This is a genomic window from Desulfovibrio sp. UIB00, assembly GCF_022508225.1.
Taxonomy (GTDB): Bacteria; Desulfobacterota; Desulfovibrionia; order Desulfovibrionales; family Desulfovibrionaceae; genus Desulfovibrio.
Map to the genome: position 1 here is coordinate 277,024 of NZ_JAETXJ010000001.1, position 17,569 is coordinate 294,592.

The 17,569-nt window shown below is 55.8% G+C and carries 15 protein-coding genes; 10 read left to right on the forward strand and 5 right to left on the reverse strand.

Features of this window, described 5'->3' with window-relative positions; translation table 11 throughout:
* Window positions 1–9: 9 nt before the first annotated feature.
* The 6 genes from JMF94_RS01235 to JMF94_RS01260 all read left to right on the forward strand — a co-directional run bounded on the left by JMF94_RS01235 (window position 10) and on the right by JMF94_RS01260 (window position 6,629).
* Window positions 10–735 carry a sulfite exporter TauE/SafE family protein gene (locus tag JMF94_RS01235; RefSeq protein ID WP_240823403.1) on the forward strand — a complete coding sequence of 242 codons (726 nt, stop codon included), beginning with the start codon at window positions 10–12 and terminating at the stop codon, window positions 733–735.
* Window positions 736–887: 152 nt separating this feature from the next.
* Window positions 888–2,195: a nickel-dependent lactate racemase gene (gene larA, locus JMF94_RS01240; protein WP_240823404.1), complete on the forward strand. Its 1,308-nt coding sequence runs from the start codon at window positions 888–890 to the stop codon at window positions 2,193–2,195.
* A 590-nt stretch (window positions 2,196–2,785) separates the two neighbouring features.
* Window positions 2,786–3,751, forward strand: coding sequence for an ATP-binding cassette domain-containing protein (locus JMF94_RS01245; RefSeq protein WP_240823405.1), 966 nt, complete (start codon window positions 2,786–2,788; stop codon window positions 3,749–3,751).
* A gap of 24 nt (window positions 3,752–3,775) precedes the next feature.
* Window positions 3,776–4,423, forward strand: a complete 648-nt coding sequence (locus tag JMF94_RS01250) for a methionine ABC transporter permease (RefSeq protein ID WP_240823406.1) — start codon at window positions 3,776–3,778, stop codon at window positions 4,421–4,423.
* A gap of 71 nt (window positions 4,424–4,494) precedes the next feature.
* Window positions 4,495–5,307: a MetQ/NlpA family ABC transporter substrate-binding protein gene (locus JMF94_RS01255; RefSeq protein ID WP_240823407.1), complete on the forward strand. Its 813-nt coding sequence runs from the start codon at window positions 4,495–4,497 to the stop codon at window positions 5,305–5,307.
* Between the two features lie 140 nt (window positions 5,308–5,447).
* On the forward strand, window positions 5,448–6,629 hold the full coding sequence (locus JMF94_RS01260) for a mandelate racemase/muconate lactonizing enzyme family protein (protein WP_240823408.1): 1,182 nt from the start codon (window positions 5,448–5,450) through the stop codon (window positions 6,627–6,629).
* Window positions 6,630–6,666: 37 nt separating this feature from the next.
* On the opposite strand, the gene JMF94_RS01265 is transcribed toward JMF94_RS01260, so the two are convergent.
* Entirely contained in the window at window positions 6,667–6,885 is a 219-nt protein-coding gene (locus JMF94_RS01265) for a hypothetical protein (protein ID WP_240823409.1), read from the reverse strand.
* Window positions 6,886–6,895: 10 nt separating this feature from the next.
* Here JMF94_RS01265 and JMF94_RS01270 point away from each other — a divergent pair, with 10 nt between their 5' ends.
* Complete coding sequence (locus JMF94_RS01270; protein ID WP_240823410.1) at window positions 6,896–7,873, forward strand: lipoate--protein ligase; 978 nt, start codon at window positions 6,896–6,898, stop codon at window positions 7,871–7,873.
* Window positions 7,874–8,220: 347 nt separating this feature from the next.
* Entirely contained in the window at window positions 8,221–8,664 is a 444-nt protein-coding gene (locus tag JMF94_RS01275; RefSeq protein ID WP_240823411.1) for a MarR family transcriptional regulator, read from the forward strand.
* 73 nt (window positions 8,665–8,737) lie between these two features.
* Here the strand turns inward: JMF94_RS01275 and JMF94_RS01280 are convergent, their stop codons facing one another.
* From JMF94_RS01280 to JMF94_RS01295, 4 genes are all read right to left on the reverse strand, one after another.
* A complete protein-coding gene (locus tag JMF94_RS01280; RefSeq protein ID WP_240823412.1) occupies window positions 8,738–9,664 on the reverse strand; it encodes a DMT family transporter in 927 nt (308 codons plus the stop codon).
* Window positions 9,664–11,064: a sigma 54-interacting transcriptional regulator gene (locus JMF94_RS01285; RefSeq protein ID WP_240823413.1), complete on the reverse strand. Its 1,401-nt coding sequence runs from the start codon at window positions 11,062–11,064 to the stop codon at window positions 9,664–9,666. The genes JMF94_RS01280 and JMF94_RS01285 overlap by 1 nt, the downstream gene beginning before the upstream one ends.
* Window positions 11,065–11,094: 30 nt before the next feature.
* The gene (locus tag JMF94_RS01290; protein WP_240823414.1) at window positions 11,095–12,036 is read right to left on the reverse strand and encodes a glycyl-radical enzyme activating protein; all 942 of its coding nucleotides are present in this window, start codon (window positions 12,034–12,036) and stop codon (window positions 11,095–11,097) included.
* A 65-nt stretch (window positions 12,037–12,101) separates the two neighbouring features.
* A complete protein-coding gene (locus JMF94_RS01295) occupies window positions 12,102–14,597 on the reverse strand; it encodes a glycyl radical protein (protein ID WP_240823415.1) in 2,496 nt (831 codons plus the stop codon).
* 707 nt (window positions 14,598–15,304) lie between these two features.
* Here JMF94_RS01295 and JMF94_RS01300 point away from each other — a divergent pair.
* Both JMF94_RS01300 and JMF94_RS01305 read left to right on the forward strand, forming a co-directional pair.
* Window positions 15,305–16,138 (forward strand): amidohydrolase family protein, encoded by an 834-nt coding sequence (locus JMF94_RS01300; RefSeq protein WP_240823416.1) that lies wholly within the window; start codon window positions 15,305–15,307, stop codon window positions 16,136–16,138.
* An 11-nt stretch (window positions 16,139–16,149) separates the two neighbouring features.
* Window positions 16,150–17,526, forward strand: a complete 1,377-nt coding sequence (locus JMF94_RS01305; RefSeq protein ID WP_240823417.1) for an MFS transporter — start codon at window positions 16,150–16,152, stop codon at window positions 17,524–17,526.
* Window positions 17,527–17,569 lie beyond the last annotated feature (43 nt).

Here is a 17,569-nt window from a genome sequence, read left to right on the forward strand (position 1 = left end):
GGAGAGGCCATGATATACGCGCTCATTGGGCTGTGCGGCATTGTGGCTGGGGCCATCAGCGGGGTGGTGGGTACAGGGTCGTCCATAATTCTGCTGCCGATGCTGAGCCTGGCCTTTGGCCCCAAGGCCGCCATCCCCATCATGGCTGTTGCCTCCATTGCGGGCAATGCCTCGCGGGTGGTGGCCTGGCGGCGGCAGATAAGCCTCAGGGCCTTTGTCTGTTATTCGGCAACGGCCGTGCCTGCGGCGGTGCTGGGTGTGCGGACGCTCTGGATCATGCCTGCGGAAATTTCCAATCTGTGCATCGGGCTGTTCTTTTTTGCGCTCATCGGTTTGCGCCGGGCCAGCCGAACGCGCAGCGTGCGCCTTGGCCCTCGGCAGATGGCCCTGGCAGGCGGCCTTGTGGGGTATCTGACTGGGGTTGTGTATTCAACCGGGCCGCTGACCATCCCCCTTTTTGCCGGTTTTGGCCTCGCCAAGGGGGCGCTGCTCGCCACCGAGGCGGCTGCGTCCATTGCCGTGTATGTTGCCAAGGCCCTGGCCTTCGGCGCTGTGGGCGGCCTGCCCCTGCCAGTGCTGTGCAATGGTCTTGTGGTTGGGGCTACGCTGGCTCTTGGCACATTTCTGGGCAAACGTTTTGTGCTTGGCATGTCTGAAGCGACCTTCCGCCTGCTTATTGATGTCATGCTTGCCTGCGCGGGCCTTGTGATGACGGGCAGCGCGCTGTTCGGATAGAGCCTAAGCGGCGCAGAAGCGGAATTTCCCCCTCTTCACAAAAGCCTGCATGAGGCATAACAGACGCTGAACGAACTGGCGCTGCGGCAAAATTGTGTGGAACAAGGCCCGGCGCTGCATTTGCGGCACAGCAACAAACAGGGACACGACTCATGGCACAGCATTACATGAAATACGGCGACAGGGAATTTTCTGTGGAGCTTGGCAACGGCCTCATAGCGGCAGAGCTGCATTCCAACGCGGTTGCGCTGCCCGCAAAAAGCGCGCTGGAGCACATTAACGAAGCTCTGGATAATCCTATCGGTTCACCCCGGCTTGAGGAAATGCTTAACCCCGGTCAGACGGTGTGTATTGTCGTGCCAGATTCCACGCGCCTGTGGCAGTCGCCCAATGTTTATGTTCCTGCTGTGGTTGCCCGTCTGAATAAATGCGGCATCCGCGATGCGGACATTCGTATACTCACGGCCACAGGCACGCACCGCCCCATGACGCGCGAGGAGCACATCGCCATTGTTTCCGAAGATATTTACAACCGTATTCAGGTTATTGATCACAAGTGCCGGGACGCGGCGGATATGGTCAAGGCGGGCGTGACCAGCAACGGCACCGAAGTGTGGTTTAACCGCTTTGCCATGGAGTGCGACCATATCATCCTGACCGGCGGCGTGGTGTACCACTTTCTGGCCGGGTACGGCGGCGGCCCCAAGTATCTGCTGCCCGGCATCGCCAGCTACGAGACCATCCAGCGGCATCACAACCTGGCCCTGAACAAGGGCTTTGGCAGCGGCACCAATGCGGCGGTGCGCAGCGCCAATATGGAAACCAGCAATATTTTTCACGCCGATCTTGAAGAGGCCGCCCTGCTGGCCAAACCCCGTTTTCTGCTCAACGTTGTGGTGGACGACAATTACAACATCATCAAGGCCGTGGCCGGCGACATGGTGCAGGCCCACCGCGAGGCCTGCGCGTTGGTTGACGCCATCGACGGCGTCAACGTGTCCGAGCGCACGCCTATGGTCATCGCCAGCGCGGGCGGCGCGCCCAAGGACATCAATTTTTACCAGACCATCAAAACCCTGGCCAACGCCCTTGCGGTGGTGAGCGAGGGCGGCACCATCATCATTCTGTCAGCCTGCACCGAGGGCTTTGGCAGCCCAGATACCCAGCACCAGATCTGCGATTTTGACAATATGGACGCGCGTGAAAAAGACCTGCGCGAGAATTTTTCCATCGGCAGCTATGTGGGCTTTCTGTTTGCGGAGTCGGCGGAAAAGCACAACCTCATCATGGTCAGCTCCATGAATGCCGCAGACTTTGCCAAAACAAATATCCACATCACCACAACGCTGGACGAAGCCCTTGCACTGGCAAAAAAACTGAACGGCGGCAAAGACCTCCGGGCAACACTGCTGCCCCACGGGGCCAATACCCTGCCCAAGCTTCAGACGTTCAGTCGCTAGAGGCCGGTCCATCCGCCAAGGGGGCTGACAAGAATACAGTCTCTATGCCCCTTATAGAATGCAGTGCTTTGATCTGCGGAAAGGTTCTCAGTGCTGCAAAGAGGCCGCCAGTGGACAAACAAAGTTCATTTGACTATCGTTAAAAAATAACACAACCGTTAATTTCTTTTCAGGTTTTATCCCATTGCGTAACAGGATGCCGCTGCCTTTCGCTCAAATGAACGGATTGAGGCTATGACCGCCTCATTTCTTCCAGGTTGGAAGAATTCCCGCGCAAATGAGTTTATCCACTCCTTCAGGTGCTCACGTCGGCTGCCAACAGCCGGCCTTTTGCTGTTAGCAGTACGTTCCTCCTGTTTTTTACGCATTCTTTCTGAATTAGCATGCCGCCGGCTGGTGCCTGCCCTTTGGGCTGTCACCGGTCTGGCGGCTTTTGCTGCTGCACATACCGTAGCTTTACATTCCCCATCCGGCGCACGTGTTCTCTATTCCCCCTCTGTCTGGCCTGTGCTGCCCCAGCCCCGCACCAACCCGTCAGTTCCGGCGGGTTTTGGGAGTTTCCCCGCCACCTATAGCCACCTCAAACACCCATGATCGAAATCAAAAACCTGTCAAAATTTTATGGAACAGTGCAGGTGCTGGACAGCATCAATCTGACCATCAACAAGGGCGATGTATACGGCCTTGTTGGACGTAGCGGTGCAGGAAAATCCACCTTGCTACGCTGCATCAACGGACTGGAGAAATTTTCTTCGGGCGGTATCACGGTTAACGGCATCGCCATTGAAGGTCTCAATGACAACACGTTGCGCGAAACAAGAAAAAATATCGGAATGATATTTCAGAATTTTTCGCTCATTGATCGCAAATCTGTTTACGACAACGTAGCCCTCCCCATGCAGTGCTGGCATAAACAAGTGCCGCAGCATAGGGATAAGATTGAATATGTTATTGAACTTGTAGGCCTTGCTGGCAAAATAAATACCAAAACCAGAGAGCTGAGCGGCGGTCAAAAACAGCGAGTGGCCATTGCGCGCGCGATGGTCATGGACCCGGCCATTTTGCTAAGCGATGAAGCCACATCGGCCCTTGACCCCAGAACTACTGATGAAATCCTCGAGTTGCTCATGAGCCTCAATGAAAAACTTGGGGTCACCATTATTGCCGTTACCCACCAGATGTCTGTGGTGCGCAAAATCTGCACAAAGATGGCCATTCTGGAGAATGGCAGATGCGACACCACGGGAGATGTGCGCGAAATATTTATTCAGCAGCCGCCAGCTCTCATCAATCTGCTGGGTGAAGGAGAGGTCGAAATTCCGGCTGAGGGTTGTACGGTTCAGATTGTCACATTGGAGCAGCGCACCCAGCAGGAGCTCTTCTACAGAATGTCGCGCGATGTGGGCCACCCCTATCATCTGCTGGACAGCAAGGTGTCGCGCCACAGGGGTGGCGTATATGGGGTGTTTGCCCTGAATTTCCCGAGTGAACGCGCGGATGCATTTCTGTCTTTTTTTCAGAAACAGGGCGTGCCCTGCAAAATTATTTCGCGGTAGGTTGCTGCAATGGTTGATTATCCTATGGAAGTTGTTTGGGCAAAGATACTTCTTCCCGCACTTGTGGCCTCAGGCAAGATGCTGCTTTTTGGCTCGCTTCTCGGTGGTTTTTTTGGCTTTTTGCTTGCAGTTTCGCTGTTTGTGACCGGGCAGAACGGCCTCAGGCCAAACCCCAGAACCTATCAGGTGCTCAGCGCGCTGGTAAGCAGCATACGTTCCTTTCCCTTCGTGGTACTGATCGTGGCCATCATTCCTGTTACACGGTTTGTAACATCTTCTTCCATTGGCTGGGTGTCGGCCCTGCTGCCGCTTACTGTGGCCTCCACTCCGTTTTTTGGCAGAATGTTTGAAAACAGCCTGAAAGAAGTAAATCCTGCCCTCATTGAAGCCGCGCGTTCATTCGGCGCCAGTAATTTGCAGATTATCTTTCGGGTAGTTGTGCCCGCCACTCTCCCTTCGCTCATCAGTGCGTCCGTGCTTGGGGTCATCCATATGCTTGGGCTTTCTACCATTGCCGGGACAATGGGAGCAGGCGGCGTGGGGGCTTCAGCACTCATTTACGGCTACCAGAGCTTTAACGACACTGTAATGTATCTTCTCGTTTTTATAATGTTTGTTATCGTCATGGGTATTCAGGCTATAGGAGACAGGCTGTACAAGTCTGCAAGCTGACATGGCGCGCCGCAATAAAGCTAACACAAGGCTACCAGCATATAATAAATGATGAAAAAGGGATTTTACCAATGAAAAAGATTTTTGTTCTGCTTTCCGTCCTTGCCCTGCTGTGTCTGACCGCCTGCAATGAAACAAAGGAAAGTTCCAAGGCTGAGGCAAGCGCGCAGCCAAAAACGTTGCGATTGGCTTGCATGGCCTACAATGAGCCAGAAGTTCAGGCAGGGGTGAAGGCACTTGAAGCCATGAACTACAAGGTTCAAGTAATTGTTCTGCAAAATGCAACAATAATGTTTGAAGCCATCGACAATAACGAAATTGATGCCTCCCTGCACGCTCACAAGCCCTGGATGGACAGCTACAACAAAACAAAATCAAAAAGTATAACCATGCTTACGCCGTATATTCATAAAAACGTCTTTGGTATCTTTTCCTCAAAGCACAAAAATATCAGTGAGATAAAAGAAGGTTCCAGCATAGCCATTCCGCAGGACGAATCTAACATGAGCCGCTCTCTGTTTCTGCTGGAGGAACTGGGTTTCATCAAGCTCAAGCCCGGCGTCACCAATCCCACCGACCTTGATATCGAAAGCAACATAAAACAAATCGAGATCATAAAGCTCGATACGCATCAGGTTATTTCTGCCCTTCAGGATGTTGACGCGGCATGCAGCGCCAAGCTCTTTATCGTGAGCAACAAGGTGGCTGACTTTACAGAACTGGCCCAGTCCAGCGATCTGGACAAGTTTGGCGTGGGCTTCACTGTTTCCAGCGCCAACAAGGACGCCCCGTGGACCAGGGATCTCATCAAGGCATATACCACTGAAGATGTCCGCAATGCCATCAATGCCCTGTACAAGGGCGGCAGCGTTGCCGGGTTCTAGCCGCCTTCAGCGCAGCGTATCTGGCATTGTTTATCGTGCCGGATGCGGATTGTTGTCATTGATCGTAACCCTGCCGCGCAATGGCAGGACAAAAAGTGTAATCATATAGGCAAATGCACTTTGCTAAACAGGATGCTGCCATGAAAATCACCAAGATCGACATAGTGATACTGGATACCCCCAATAACCCGCCCCTGTGGCGACCAGTTCTTTGCCGTGTGTACACGGATAACGGCCTTTATGGTGATGGCGAGGCCGCACTTGCGTATGGGCGGGGCGCGTATGCTGCCTTTGGCATGATCCGCGAGCTTGCGCCCCTGTTGATCGGCAAAAATCCTCTGGACAATGAACCCATATGGGAAACGCTCTATAAATCCACATTCTGGGGGCAGAATGGCGGAGCCGTGGCTTTTGCCGGTATTTCAGCCCTTGATGTGGCCCTGTGGGATATCAAGGGCAAATACTACAAAGAACCGGTGTACAGGTTGCTCGGCGGCAAAAGGCGTGAAAAACTGCGCTGTTATGCCAGTCAGTTGCAGTTTGGATGGGATGAAGACGGTAAAAAGGCGGCAGTCAGCCCGGATGATTACGCGCGCTATGCCAAAAAAGCTGTTGGTGACGGCTATGATGCCATCAAAATTGACTTTTATGCCTTTGATGATAAGGGCAACCGCACCAACAGCGAGCAAACCACCCGCCTTCAGCCGCCGCATGTCATGCGCATGCTGCGCGATCGTATCAGTGCCGTGCGCGAAGCCATTGGCCCGGATGTGGATCTGATAATGGAAAATCACTCCTACACGGACGTGCAGTCTGCCATCCAGATCGGAAACATGGCCAAGGAATATGGCATTCTGATTTTTGAAGAACCTTGCACCCCGGAACCGTCACTGAACAAATATGTCCACGACAATCTGGGCATTCCCATTGCTCAGGGGGAGCGCATCTATGGCAGATGGGGTTTTGCTCCGTACTTTCACAATGCCTCCATTCAGATGATCCAGCCGGACATCGGCAACTGCGGCGGCATAACCGAAGCAAAAAAAATATGTGATATGGCCCACACCTATGACGTGGGTGTTCAGGTGCACGTGTGCTCAAGCCCCCTGCTTACGGCAGCGTCCCTGCATCTTGAGGCGGTGATTCCCAATTTCACCATCCACGAACACCATGTATACAACTTGCACGGCTATAACAAACGCCTGTGCAAGTACGACTACCAGCCGGTGAACGGTATGTTCAGCGTCCCGGAACTACCCGGACTTGGCAATGAGCTGACCCCCTGCGTTTTTGAAGAAGGCACACTGGTTACGGTAGAATAGCTGGCAGTCTCGCTGAAGGTGGGCTGCCGGGAGCTGTTTAAGCTCGCACAACCCGCTGCTGATACTTTTCTGGTATAAAAGAGCGGGCATATGGCCAAGTGTATGCACGCTCTTTTGTGCCAGCGTTGATAACGCCCACTGCATTGCCGCCAACTTTCGGAACAAGCGCCGCTCCCTTCATGCCTGCAAGCGCTGGCATCAGCGAATTGCTTGGATAAATGTAGAAAATACGATATGTCCCAGCAATGTGTTTCATGGGGGGGAGTATGCGTTTTATCTATAATCCTTGCACAGACGCCTCGTTTAATCTGGCGGCGGAAGAATGGCTGCTGCGCAATAGCGAAACCGACATCTTTATGCTCTGGCGTAATGCGGCTTCTGTTATTGTGGGACGAAACCAGAACTCCCACTCCGAAATCAACGCCGATTATGTGCAGCAGCACGGCATCCCCGTTGTGCGCAGGCTCACCGGCGGGGGTGCGGTCTTTCATGATCTGGGGAATATCAACTTTACCTTCATCAGCCTGAACAACCATTCGGGGCTGCTGGACTTCAAGCGCTTTGCCACGCCCATTACCGAAGCGCTCAATGCCCTTGGAGTCCCCTGTGAATTCAATGGCCGTAACGATATGGTCGTTGGAGAAAGCAAAATTTCCGGCAACGCGCAGCACATGCACCGCGACCGCCTGCTGCACCACGGCACCCTGCTGTATTCTGCCAACCTGGATTCCGTCTGTGCCGCGCTCAAGCCCAGTCCCGCAAAATACATTGATAAATCTGTCAAAAGCGTGCGCGGTCGCGTGGGCAACATTGTGGATTTTTTGCCCCAGCCCATGCCCATTGAGGAATTCATAAACTACCTCATGCGCTTTGTGGCCGGGGAGGATTCTATAGGGCAGACTGCCTTGAGCGCGGAGGAAATAACCGCCATTGAAGCTCTGGCAGAAGAACGCTACCGCTCCTGGTACTGGAATTTTGGCTATTCACCCAATTACGCCTTTGAGCGCAGCACAAAGACCCCTAGCGGCGTGCTTGACGTACATATGGATGTGCGTGACGGCATAATCGCCGATATCCGTCTGTTCGGCGACTATTTTGGCGTTCGGGATGTGACGGAACTTGAAGACATGCTCTGCGGATGCAGGCACGAACGTGAGGCTCTTGAACGTCGACTGGCTCTGGTGCACATTGACGCATTCATTCAGGGCATTGGCGACCGCATGTTTCTGGACTGTCTTTTTTAGCCAGACCGACAGGGGCATGGGGCAACCGTCGGCGCAGTTCATTTTTATGCTTTATTAATTTTCATATATTTTATTCGCTTTATTTTTCGGGCTTTTCCCCATATCTTCCTGTTTGCGCATATGCGCTCCAGCAGCGTGTTGCAGGTCTGCTTTGCAGGGTGATCCTCTGCGCATGGTCTGATTCTGTGGGCTGATGTGTACTTTTAAGATTTTTCCTGACTTGCGCGAGACAGTTGTATGTGGCAGTGCATAACATCTGGCGCCAAAAATAACTTGGCGTTGGCGCCAGGCAGGCGGCAAGCAAGTATCAATTACAAGCTGGCAACGCACACAATGGGGGCATTACAATGAGCGCTTCTACCAGAGATCTTGTTGGTATAATCATCAACCGCACCTCCCGCACATGGCGTACCAAGCTTGACGAGCGTCTTTCCCACCTGGGGCTGACCCAGGCGCGCTGGCTGGTGCTCATGCATCTGTCGCGGATGAACGGCAAGGCCCTGCAAAAGGACTTGGCTGTTTCTGTGGGTGTGGAAGGCCCCACCCTTGTGCGGGTGCTGGACGGCCTTGAACGGATGGGCCTTGTGGAACGCGTGGGCGTGGAGGGCGACAGGCGCGCCAGACGCATTTGTCTGACCCCCAAGGCGGACAGCGTCATCAACGATATCTTGAGCATTGGCACAAAACTGCGCGTTGAAGCTCTGACGGGCATATCCGATGCAGACCTTGAAGTTTTTTACCGTGTGACGGAAGTTATTCTGGCCAATCTGCTGTCCGCATCAGCAAAGTAGCGTTTAACGCAGCTTTGCAGCAGCGTTTTTATCCCCGGCATACTTGGGGGGCGCAGGCGCGTGGCCTGTTTGTTCAGTGCCTGCGTAGCAGATGGGGCAGGGCCGTTGCGCAGAAAATACCGCCCAGAATGGCAAGGGCGCTCACCAGCAGTCGTAGCCCCAGAGTTTCATCCATGAGCATGGCGCCACCCAGGGCGGTGATGAGTGGTACGCTCAACTGCACCACAGCTGCTGAGGGCACGCTGAGCCAGCGCAAAACCGCATACCAGAGAACGTAGCCAAGGGCGGATGCCAGCGCCCCGGCTGCCAGGGCGCACACAACGCCTGCCCACGGCCATGCGGCAGGCATTCCCGCCTGGTCAAAGGCCACAGCCCATGCCAGCAGTGCTACAGCTAGTGGAACGCAACGGATAAAATTGCCAGCCGTGGCCGCAGCGGCATTGTCGCCGCCCCTGCCATAGATCGTGTAGGCCGCCCAGCACAGGCCAGAGCAGAAAATGACCGTAGCCGCCCCTGCTGGCGGCGCATCAAGCCCCGGAAGCAGCAGATAGATTAGGCCTGCCATGGCAAGCCCAATGCCCAGGCTCTGGGCCTTGCCGGGATGTTGCCCCAGCCGCAGCCCGGCCACGAGCATGCCAGCCTGCACGGCCACGGCAATGACCAGAGCGCCCGCCCCGGCAGATAGCCGAACATAAGCCCAGGAAAAGCAGGCCATATAGCCAAACAGCGCCAAGGCCGCACCCCAGCTGCCGGCACGCAGCGGGTTGCCGCCGCGCCGCATCTGGAGCAGCCAGAGCATGGCAGCGGCAGAAATGGCCCTCAGGGCCGTATATGCAGAGGGATTCAGGGGATGAGCGTTTTGGCCTTCGGCAAGCGCAAAACGGCAGAGCAGGGAATTGGCGGCAAAAAGAATCATGACCAAGGTCGTCAAGGCCGCCACCACCAAGGGGGAAGCATGCGTCTTGACTGTCGCGTTGCCAGCCCTGACGCCCACACGCATCAGTCAATCCGCCGTGCGCCCTGCAACTTGCGGAACACAGTACTGCGGTTGATCTGGAACAGCTCCGCCACGCGCTGCACAGAGCCGTGCACTTCAATGGCCTTGAGCAGGAAATCCCGCTCCATTTCGGCCATGATGTCGCGCAGGGGGCGGCGGGCGGCGAGGATGTCCTCGCTATAGCACGAGGCTTCGCGGGGTGCGCCGGATATCTGTGGCGGCAGGTCGCGAGGGGAAATCAGCGGCCCGCTGAGCGTGATGACCAGACTGTGCACAAGGTTTTGCAGCTCGCGCACGTTGCCGGGCCAGGAATAGGCCGTCATGATGTCGAGGGTCACGTCCATAAAGGCCATGGCCTTGTGGTATTTGGCAGTGTACTGGGCAAGGTAGTGTTCTGCCAGGGGGCGCACGTCTTCCTGCCTTTCGCGCAGTGGGGGGATGCGCACCGTGGCAACATTGAGGCGGTAGTACAGGTCGCGGCGGAAGGTCCCGGCCTCCACGCTTTCGGCCAGATCGCGGTTGGTGGCGGCAATGATGCGCACGTCCACCTTGCGCGGGCTGGAAGCGCCCACCCGCATGATTTCGCCGTCCTGGAGCACGCGCAAAAGCCGCGTCTGCATGGAAAGCGGCAACTCGCCCACTTCGTCCAGAAAGATCGTGCTGCCATCGGCAATTTCAAAATACCCGGCCTTGCCCTTGTTGGAAGCGCCAGTGAACGCCCCCGGCATATAGCCGAACAGCTCCGATTCCGTGAGTGATTCTGAAATGCCGCCGCAGTCGACCTTGAGCAGGATTTTATCGTTACGGGCCGACTGGGAGTGGGTGTAGCGGGCAAATACGTCCTTACCTGCGCCGGTTTCGCCCAAAATAAGCACGGTCGCGTCCGTGTCCGCAAAGCGGCGGAGCAGGGAAACCACATCGCCCATGGCCCGGCTGGCATACACAGGTTCGCGTGATTTTGCCGCGCCCTGTGCAATGTAGGCCAACTGGTCGTTGATCTGGTCAATAAGCTTGCACTGCCCGGCCACCTGATCCTGTAATTGCGCCAGCAGTGTGACATCGCGCGCAAACGTGACCACAAGACACAGGTCTCCCTTGGCGTCAAAAACGGGAAAGCCCGTGAGCACGAGCTTTTTGCCGTTTTTGAGTTGCTGCACATGGGTGGTGGGCCTGCCCGTGCGCACTATTTCCGGGTTCAGAATGCAGTCAAACGTGCCTTCCTGTACCAGATCGCGCACATTTTTGCCGCGTATCTGTTCCTGGGTCAGCCCGGTCAGCTGTTCGTACATGCGGTTAACCTGCAGGCTGGTGCCAGCGGCATCACTTATAAAGACGCCTTCGGGCAGGGCATCGAGGATGCGCTCCACATGTTTGGATAGAAGCTCGGAAGATCTGCATGCCATAGGTCAATTTTTTGGGGGGGTAAGTGGTTATCAGTGCGGTACGCGGAGCCGATCGCCCAGGATGGCCTGCGCCACAGCCTGAAGCCTGTTCATGTGTTCTGTTTCCAGCTTTACATCACCCATGGGCACGGGTCTGTCGAGAAACTGGTATTTCTGCGTGCCAAGGCGATGGTAGGGCAGCATTTCGTATTCCACCCGCTCAAAAGGCTTGAGGAATCCGGCAATGGCGGCAATGGCCTCTTCGCTGTCGTTAAAGCCGGGGATAACCGGCGTGCGTGCCAGTATTGGCAGATCAGAAAATTCTTCTGCCAGAATGCGGAAGTTTTCGAGGATATGCCTGTTGGACAGGCCTGTCTGCGCTTCATGCACTGCGCTGTCCATATGTTTGATGTCGAACAGCACGTAATTGAGGTATGGCGCGGCCTCGCGGATGGTCTCTGGCGAAACCATGCCGCAGGTTTCAACGGCGGTCTTGATGCGCCGGGTGCGCGCCTCGCGCAGCAGGGCCACGGCAAATTCACCCTGCAACAGGGGTTCGCCGCCCGAAAGGGTCAGGCCTCCGCCAGAACGGGCGTAGAAGGCCATGTCCTGCTCAACCACTTGCAGCACATCATCCACTGTACGCTTTTTGCCATAAACCAGCAAACCCTGGGCGGGGCATGCCGCAGCGCAGGGCATATGGCATTCGGTGCAGTGGCTGCGGTTTATGTTTAGCTTGTCGTCTTCGCCAAGCGTTATGGAACCATGCGGACAGGCCACAATGCAGTGCCCGCACTTGGAAACCCCCAGGCAGCGGCCAGCGTTAAAGGCCAGTTCCGGTTCGCGTTGCTGTGATTCGGGGTTGCTGCACCAGCGGCAGGAAAGACTACAGCCCTTGAGAAAAACGATGGTTCTTATGCCGGGGCCGTCATGAACCGAATATTTCTGGACGTTAAAAACCATGCCTTGCCGTTGGCTGTCATCCTGACACATAAGACCATCCTTTTATAAAAAAACGGGCGCGGCCAACCTTTCGGCCAGTCGCGCCCGTGGATTTGTTACATCGCGTCGTGTTCGGTACGGGCAATCAGGTCGTTTTGCAGGTCGGGCGACAGATCAACAAAGTAGGCGCTGTACCCGGCAATGCGCACGATGAGGTTGCGGTACTTCTGCGGGTCTTTCTGCGCGGCCACCAGGGTCTGCTTGTTTACCACGTTGAACTGCACATGCCAGAGCTTGAGGTCGCAGAAGGTGCGGATAAAGGACACCAGCTTTTCCGTGCCCTGTTCGCCTTCCACGCACTTGGGCGTGAACTTGATGTTCAGCATGCGGGCGGCGCGGTCGCGCATGCCCATGTTCTTGGTCTGGTAGTTGGAGAGCAGCACGGCGGTGGGGCCGTTGACGTCCGCACCGTGCGAGGCCGAGGAGCCGTCGGAAAGCGGGAAGCCGTCGGTACGGCCATTGGGCGTGGCGGAAACCACCTTGCCGAAGGGCACATGCGAGGTAAAGGGCACATAGCGCACATCGTTGTGGATGCCCAGTTCCTTCATGGAGTACTTGCCGCCGTATTCCACGGAGATCCTGTCGATCTCGCGTCCAATGGCATCGGCATATTCATCGTTGTTGCCGTAGCAGGGGGCGGAACGCAGCAGGGCGCGCACGTCGTCGTAGCCTTCAAAGTTGGCGTCAATGGCGGCCAGCAGCTTGTCCATGGTCAGCTTCTTTTCTTCAAACACAAGCTTTTTCACGGCGGCGAGGGAGTCCACAACAGTGCCAAGCCCCATGTATTCAAAGTAGCCCAGGTTGATGCCTTCAGGAATCTGTTCCTGATGCAGGTCAATGCAGTGCTTCATGCACAGGTCGTGCATGGCCGAGCCCATGGGTTGGGCAAAGTGCTGGGCGCGCAGTTTGTTGATGATGTACTGCTGGGTAAAGGCCGTTTTAAGGAACAGCAGGTGCTGCTGCACATAGGCGTTCCAGAACTCGTCCCAGGTCTTGAAGTTGCGGGGATCGCCGGTTTCCACGCCCAGCAGCTGGTCGCCAAACTTCTTCATGCGGCCATTGCGCAGCACCATTTCCACGGCAGCGGCAAAGTTGATGTACGCGCCGCCGGAGGTATAGGTGTCGCGGTTGGGCATGCGGGCTTCGGTGCAGCCGGAAACCGCGTAGTCCAGGGCTTCTTCAAAGGTTGCGCCCTTGGAAACATAGAGGGGCACGATTTCTTCGTCGTTGATAAGCTTGGGGAAGCCCGAGCCGTACTTGATGGTTTCAGCTACGTCCCAAAGGTAGCGCTCGGGTGCGCGGGAGTGGATGCGGGCCGCGAGGTCGGGATAGTGCAGCGGGAATTCGCGCTTGGACTTGAGGATCAGGTAGGTCAACGCGTTGCTGGCGTCGCGTCCGTCGGTGGTCTGGCCGCCAACTGTCACGGCTTCCCAGTGGGCATAACCTTCGTTGAAAGCGCCGCCGGTGGGCGAAATGTACATGTCGATGAATTCGGCCATGCCCACCCACATGCATTCCAGCAATTCCATGGCCTGGGCATCGTTGAGCTTACCCTCGGCGCGGTCTTTGGCGTAGAAGGGGAAGAAGTACTGGTCCATGCGGCCATTAGAAATGGTGGTGCCGGTCTTCTGCTCGATGCGCGAGAACATCTGGGTGAACCACTGGCTCTGGCAGGCTTCCCAGAAGTCGCGGGCGGGTTCGCCGGGCACGTGGTCGGCATTGTCGGCCATGCGCAGCAGTTCGGCCTTGCGGGTGGGGTCGGTTTCCTTAGCTGCCATTTCGCGGGCGAGCACGGCGTGGCGCTTGGCCCACAGCACGATGGCATCGCACACGATGACAACGGCTTCAAGGAAGGGCCGCTTTTCGCAGGCGTCCTTGCAGCTCAGGGGATCAAGGGCGTCCAGCTTGTCCTGGGCTTCTTTCTTGATGCTGTTGAAACCGCGTTTCAGGATCTTTTCAAAATCGTGCACCCACTGGATGGACGAGCGGAAGGACGAGGTTTCATTGACGATGAAGCGCGAGATGAGCCCCATGGGGTCATCATAGGTCAGCTTGTGCACTTCGGCGGGCAGAGCGGCGTTGAGGGCTTCATGGTAGGTCTTGCCCTTCCAGTACGGCGCAATTTCTTCAATAACGCGTTTGGCGTCTTCAGGCGTGATAGTGGCGGGCGAGGTTTTGCGGGTGGGCAGATCGCGCACGGCGATATCCAGAAAGTCGCCGTCCAGTTCGGGGTACAGGATGCCGTAACGGCCATCGCAACCGGCGCGGCCAAGCAGCAGCTGGTCTTCCTGCACATAGACAGTCATGTTTTTCGCAATGTGCATGAGGGCCTTGGCCCAACGCAGCACCAGGGGCTGACCGTCTGTTTCCTGCATGGACTGGGTGAAGTACAGGGCGCGTTCGATGTCGATGCGCGGCTTCTGGCCTTCAAAGCGTTCCAGCAGCTTGAAAACGCGGGTGTGGGTTGTGCGGAATTTGTCTTCCCGGCCCTCGATCTTGTCGTACAAACGCTGTTCCTGGGGGGAGCGGCATTCGCAAGTGGTGGTGCTCATCACGATACTCCTGAAATATGAATATGTGGCGCGCGGGACAATGGCAGCCGCCGCGCGGAGAACGCCGAAAGGTTGTGGCAATCCTCGTTTGTTTCTCCCTGTGCATGCGGCATGCCATAATATTTAACTATTTGAAGTTTTTAAATATTTAAAAATTTTTTTCCCGACAACATTTGCGAGTGCGGTTTTTAACAAGCCATAGTCGCAAATTTGCACCAGTCAGGAGGGCTTGGCGTTAATAAGGGCATTTATTGCGACGCAAACTTGCGACACAGCCTTTTGGAAGAACTATCCAGCTAGGGGTAACGTGACAAAAAGCAACATGATTTTATTTTCACAAGCGCCCTTTTCAGCCTGCGGGAGAACGATTCCTGCTTGATGCAAATTTGCGACGCGGCTTTAAAACATACTAAAAAAATATGATGTAAATAAAAATATTATACTGATTTAATTGAATATTATGTGAGAAATTGCTGAAAGTCAGGCTTTGTGATCTGGCACACATCGTGCAAAACGAAAAATATCACAAGCCGCGTGGGTTGGAGGCGACCTGAACGGCTTAGAAATAGCAACGCCTGGAGAAGAGAGATGGGAAACCTTTTTGTTTCCTGCGCGGGCAGCCTGATAGGGCAACCCGCGTGGATCTGGCAGACGCACTTGCCGCCAGCGCCGCATAACCCCCCAAGCGGGTTCAGGAGAACCGCATTATGAACGTTATTGACTTTCGCTTTCGCCCAAACACGCCAGAAATCATTAACGGCATCAAGAACAGCGCCATGTTCAAGGCGGCCTGCAAAGCCATTGGCTTTGACGCCCGCAAGCCCCAGCCTCTTGACGAGATTGTGGCTGATCTGAACAATCTTGGTGTGGAGCTTGGGGTCATAACCGGTCGTGACTGCGAAACCACTTACGGATTTCCGGCCAACAACAACAGCGTGCTGGAGTTTTGCCGGGCTTATCCCGACAAGTTTGTGGGGTTCTGGGGCATTGATCCGCACAAAAAAATGGACGCGGTGCGCGAAATCGAGCGCGTGGTTGCCGATTACGGCATGAAGGGTATTGCCATTGACCCTTACCTTGCGCACATACCCGCTTCCGAGGCCAGGTTTTATCCGCTGTACACCAAGTGCTGCGAGCTGAATATTCCGGTGTTCATCACCATGGCTCCGCCGCCGCAGGTGCCGGGGGCCATTCTGGAATACGCAGACCCCCGCGATGTGGACAAGGTTGCCAGAGATTTTCCCGAGCTGACGCTCATCATGAGCCACGGCGGATACCCCTTTGTAAACGAGGCCATCTACACCTGCCTGCGCAACGCCAATGTGTACATGGATATTTCGGAATACGAGCGCGCGCCCATGGTTGACGTGTACGTGCGCGCCATGAACGACCTCATCCCTGACAAGGTGCTTTTTGCCAGTGCCCATCCCTTTGTGGAACTGGCTGATGCTCTTGAAGCCTACAAGCACTTTGATCTTACTGAAGAAGCCCGCCGCAAGGTCATGTATGAAAACGCCCGCCGCGTGCTGGGCCTGTCATAAGGAGAAAACACATGAGCAACGCTGTTGATAAAGCAACTGCCCAGGCAAACCTGCGCCGCGTAGTTATTTCTTCCCTGATGGGCGCGGTGATCGAATGGTATGACTTTTTCCTCTACGGCGTAGTCGCCGGGCTTGTGTTCAACAAACTGTTTTTCCCGTCCTTTTCGTCGGGCGTCGGTACCATCCTGGCGTTTGCGACCTTTGCCGTGGGCTTTGTTGCCCGCCCCCTTGGCGGTTTCATCTTCGGGCATTTTGGCGACAAGATCGGCCGCAAGAAAATGCTCATTCTCACCCTTGAAATCATGGGCGTGGCCACAGTGCTTATTGGCTGCATTCCATCCTATGACAGCATCGGCATCTGGGCGCCCATTCTGCTGGTCACCTGCCGTATTGCCCAGGGCATTGGCCTTGGCGGCGAGTGGGGCGGTGCGGTGCTTATGGCCTTTGAATCGGCCCCTGCCCACAAGCGTGCATTTTACGGCAGCCTGCCCCAGGTGGGTCTTTCCCTTGGTCTCATGCTGGCATCCGGCGTGATCGGCCTGCTTTCCTGGCTGTTGCCCGACGAAGCCTTTATCGCCTGGGGCTGGCGCGTGGCCTTTGTGCTGAGCGCCGTGCTGGTGCTTGTTGGCGCGTATATCCGTACCTCCGTGCAGGAAACTCAGGACTTCTCCAGTGCCAAAAAGCATGTGGAAAAAATCCGCTACCCCATGATTGACGCCTTCAAGCGTTACCCCAAGACCCTGATGGCCTGCGTGGGCGCGCGTTTTGTGGAAGGTATCGCCTTCAACGTGTTTGGCGTATTCTCCCTGACCTACCTTACAAATACCTGCGGCGTGAACCGTACCGTGGCCCTCATGGCCGTGGTGGTGGCATCCGCTGTCATGGCCTGCTTTATCCCCATGTGGGGCGCCATGGCCGACCGCATCGGCAAAGGCCGTATTTTCGGCACTGCCGCACTGCTGTTGGGCATCACCTCCTTCCCCGTGTTCTGGGTGCTGCACAACTACGCCACCACCAACCTGTTCTTTGTGTACCTTGCCATCATCGTTCCCTTCGGTATCGTCTACGCCGCAGCATATGCCAGCATGGCGAGCCTGTTCTCGGACAGTTTCGATGCTACAGTGCGCTATTCGAGTATTTCCTTCGTGTATCAGTTCTCGGGCATCTTCGCCTCGGGTCTGACGCCCATGATCGCCACAATGCTGGTACAGGCCAATGGCTCGCAGCCCTGGTATCTGTGCGGCTATCTGCTTGCGGCCGGTCTTATCAGCACCATATCCACCATATGGCTGGGAACCATCCGTGAACGTAACGATCTGTACCACACTGTGCCTGCCAGCAGCGTGGAAGAAGCCTCTGAATCTGCCGTGACCGACGCGGCGGTGTAACCTCTCTCGGATTAAACACTCTCCTCCCGCGTGACGGGGTCAT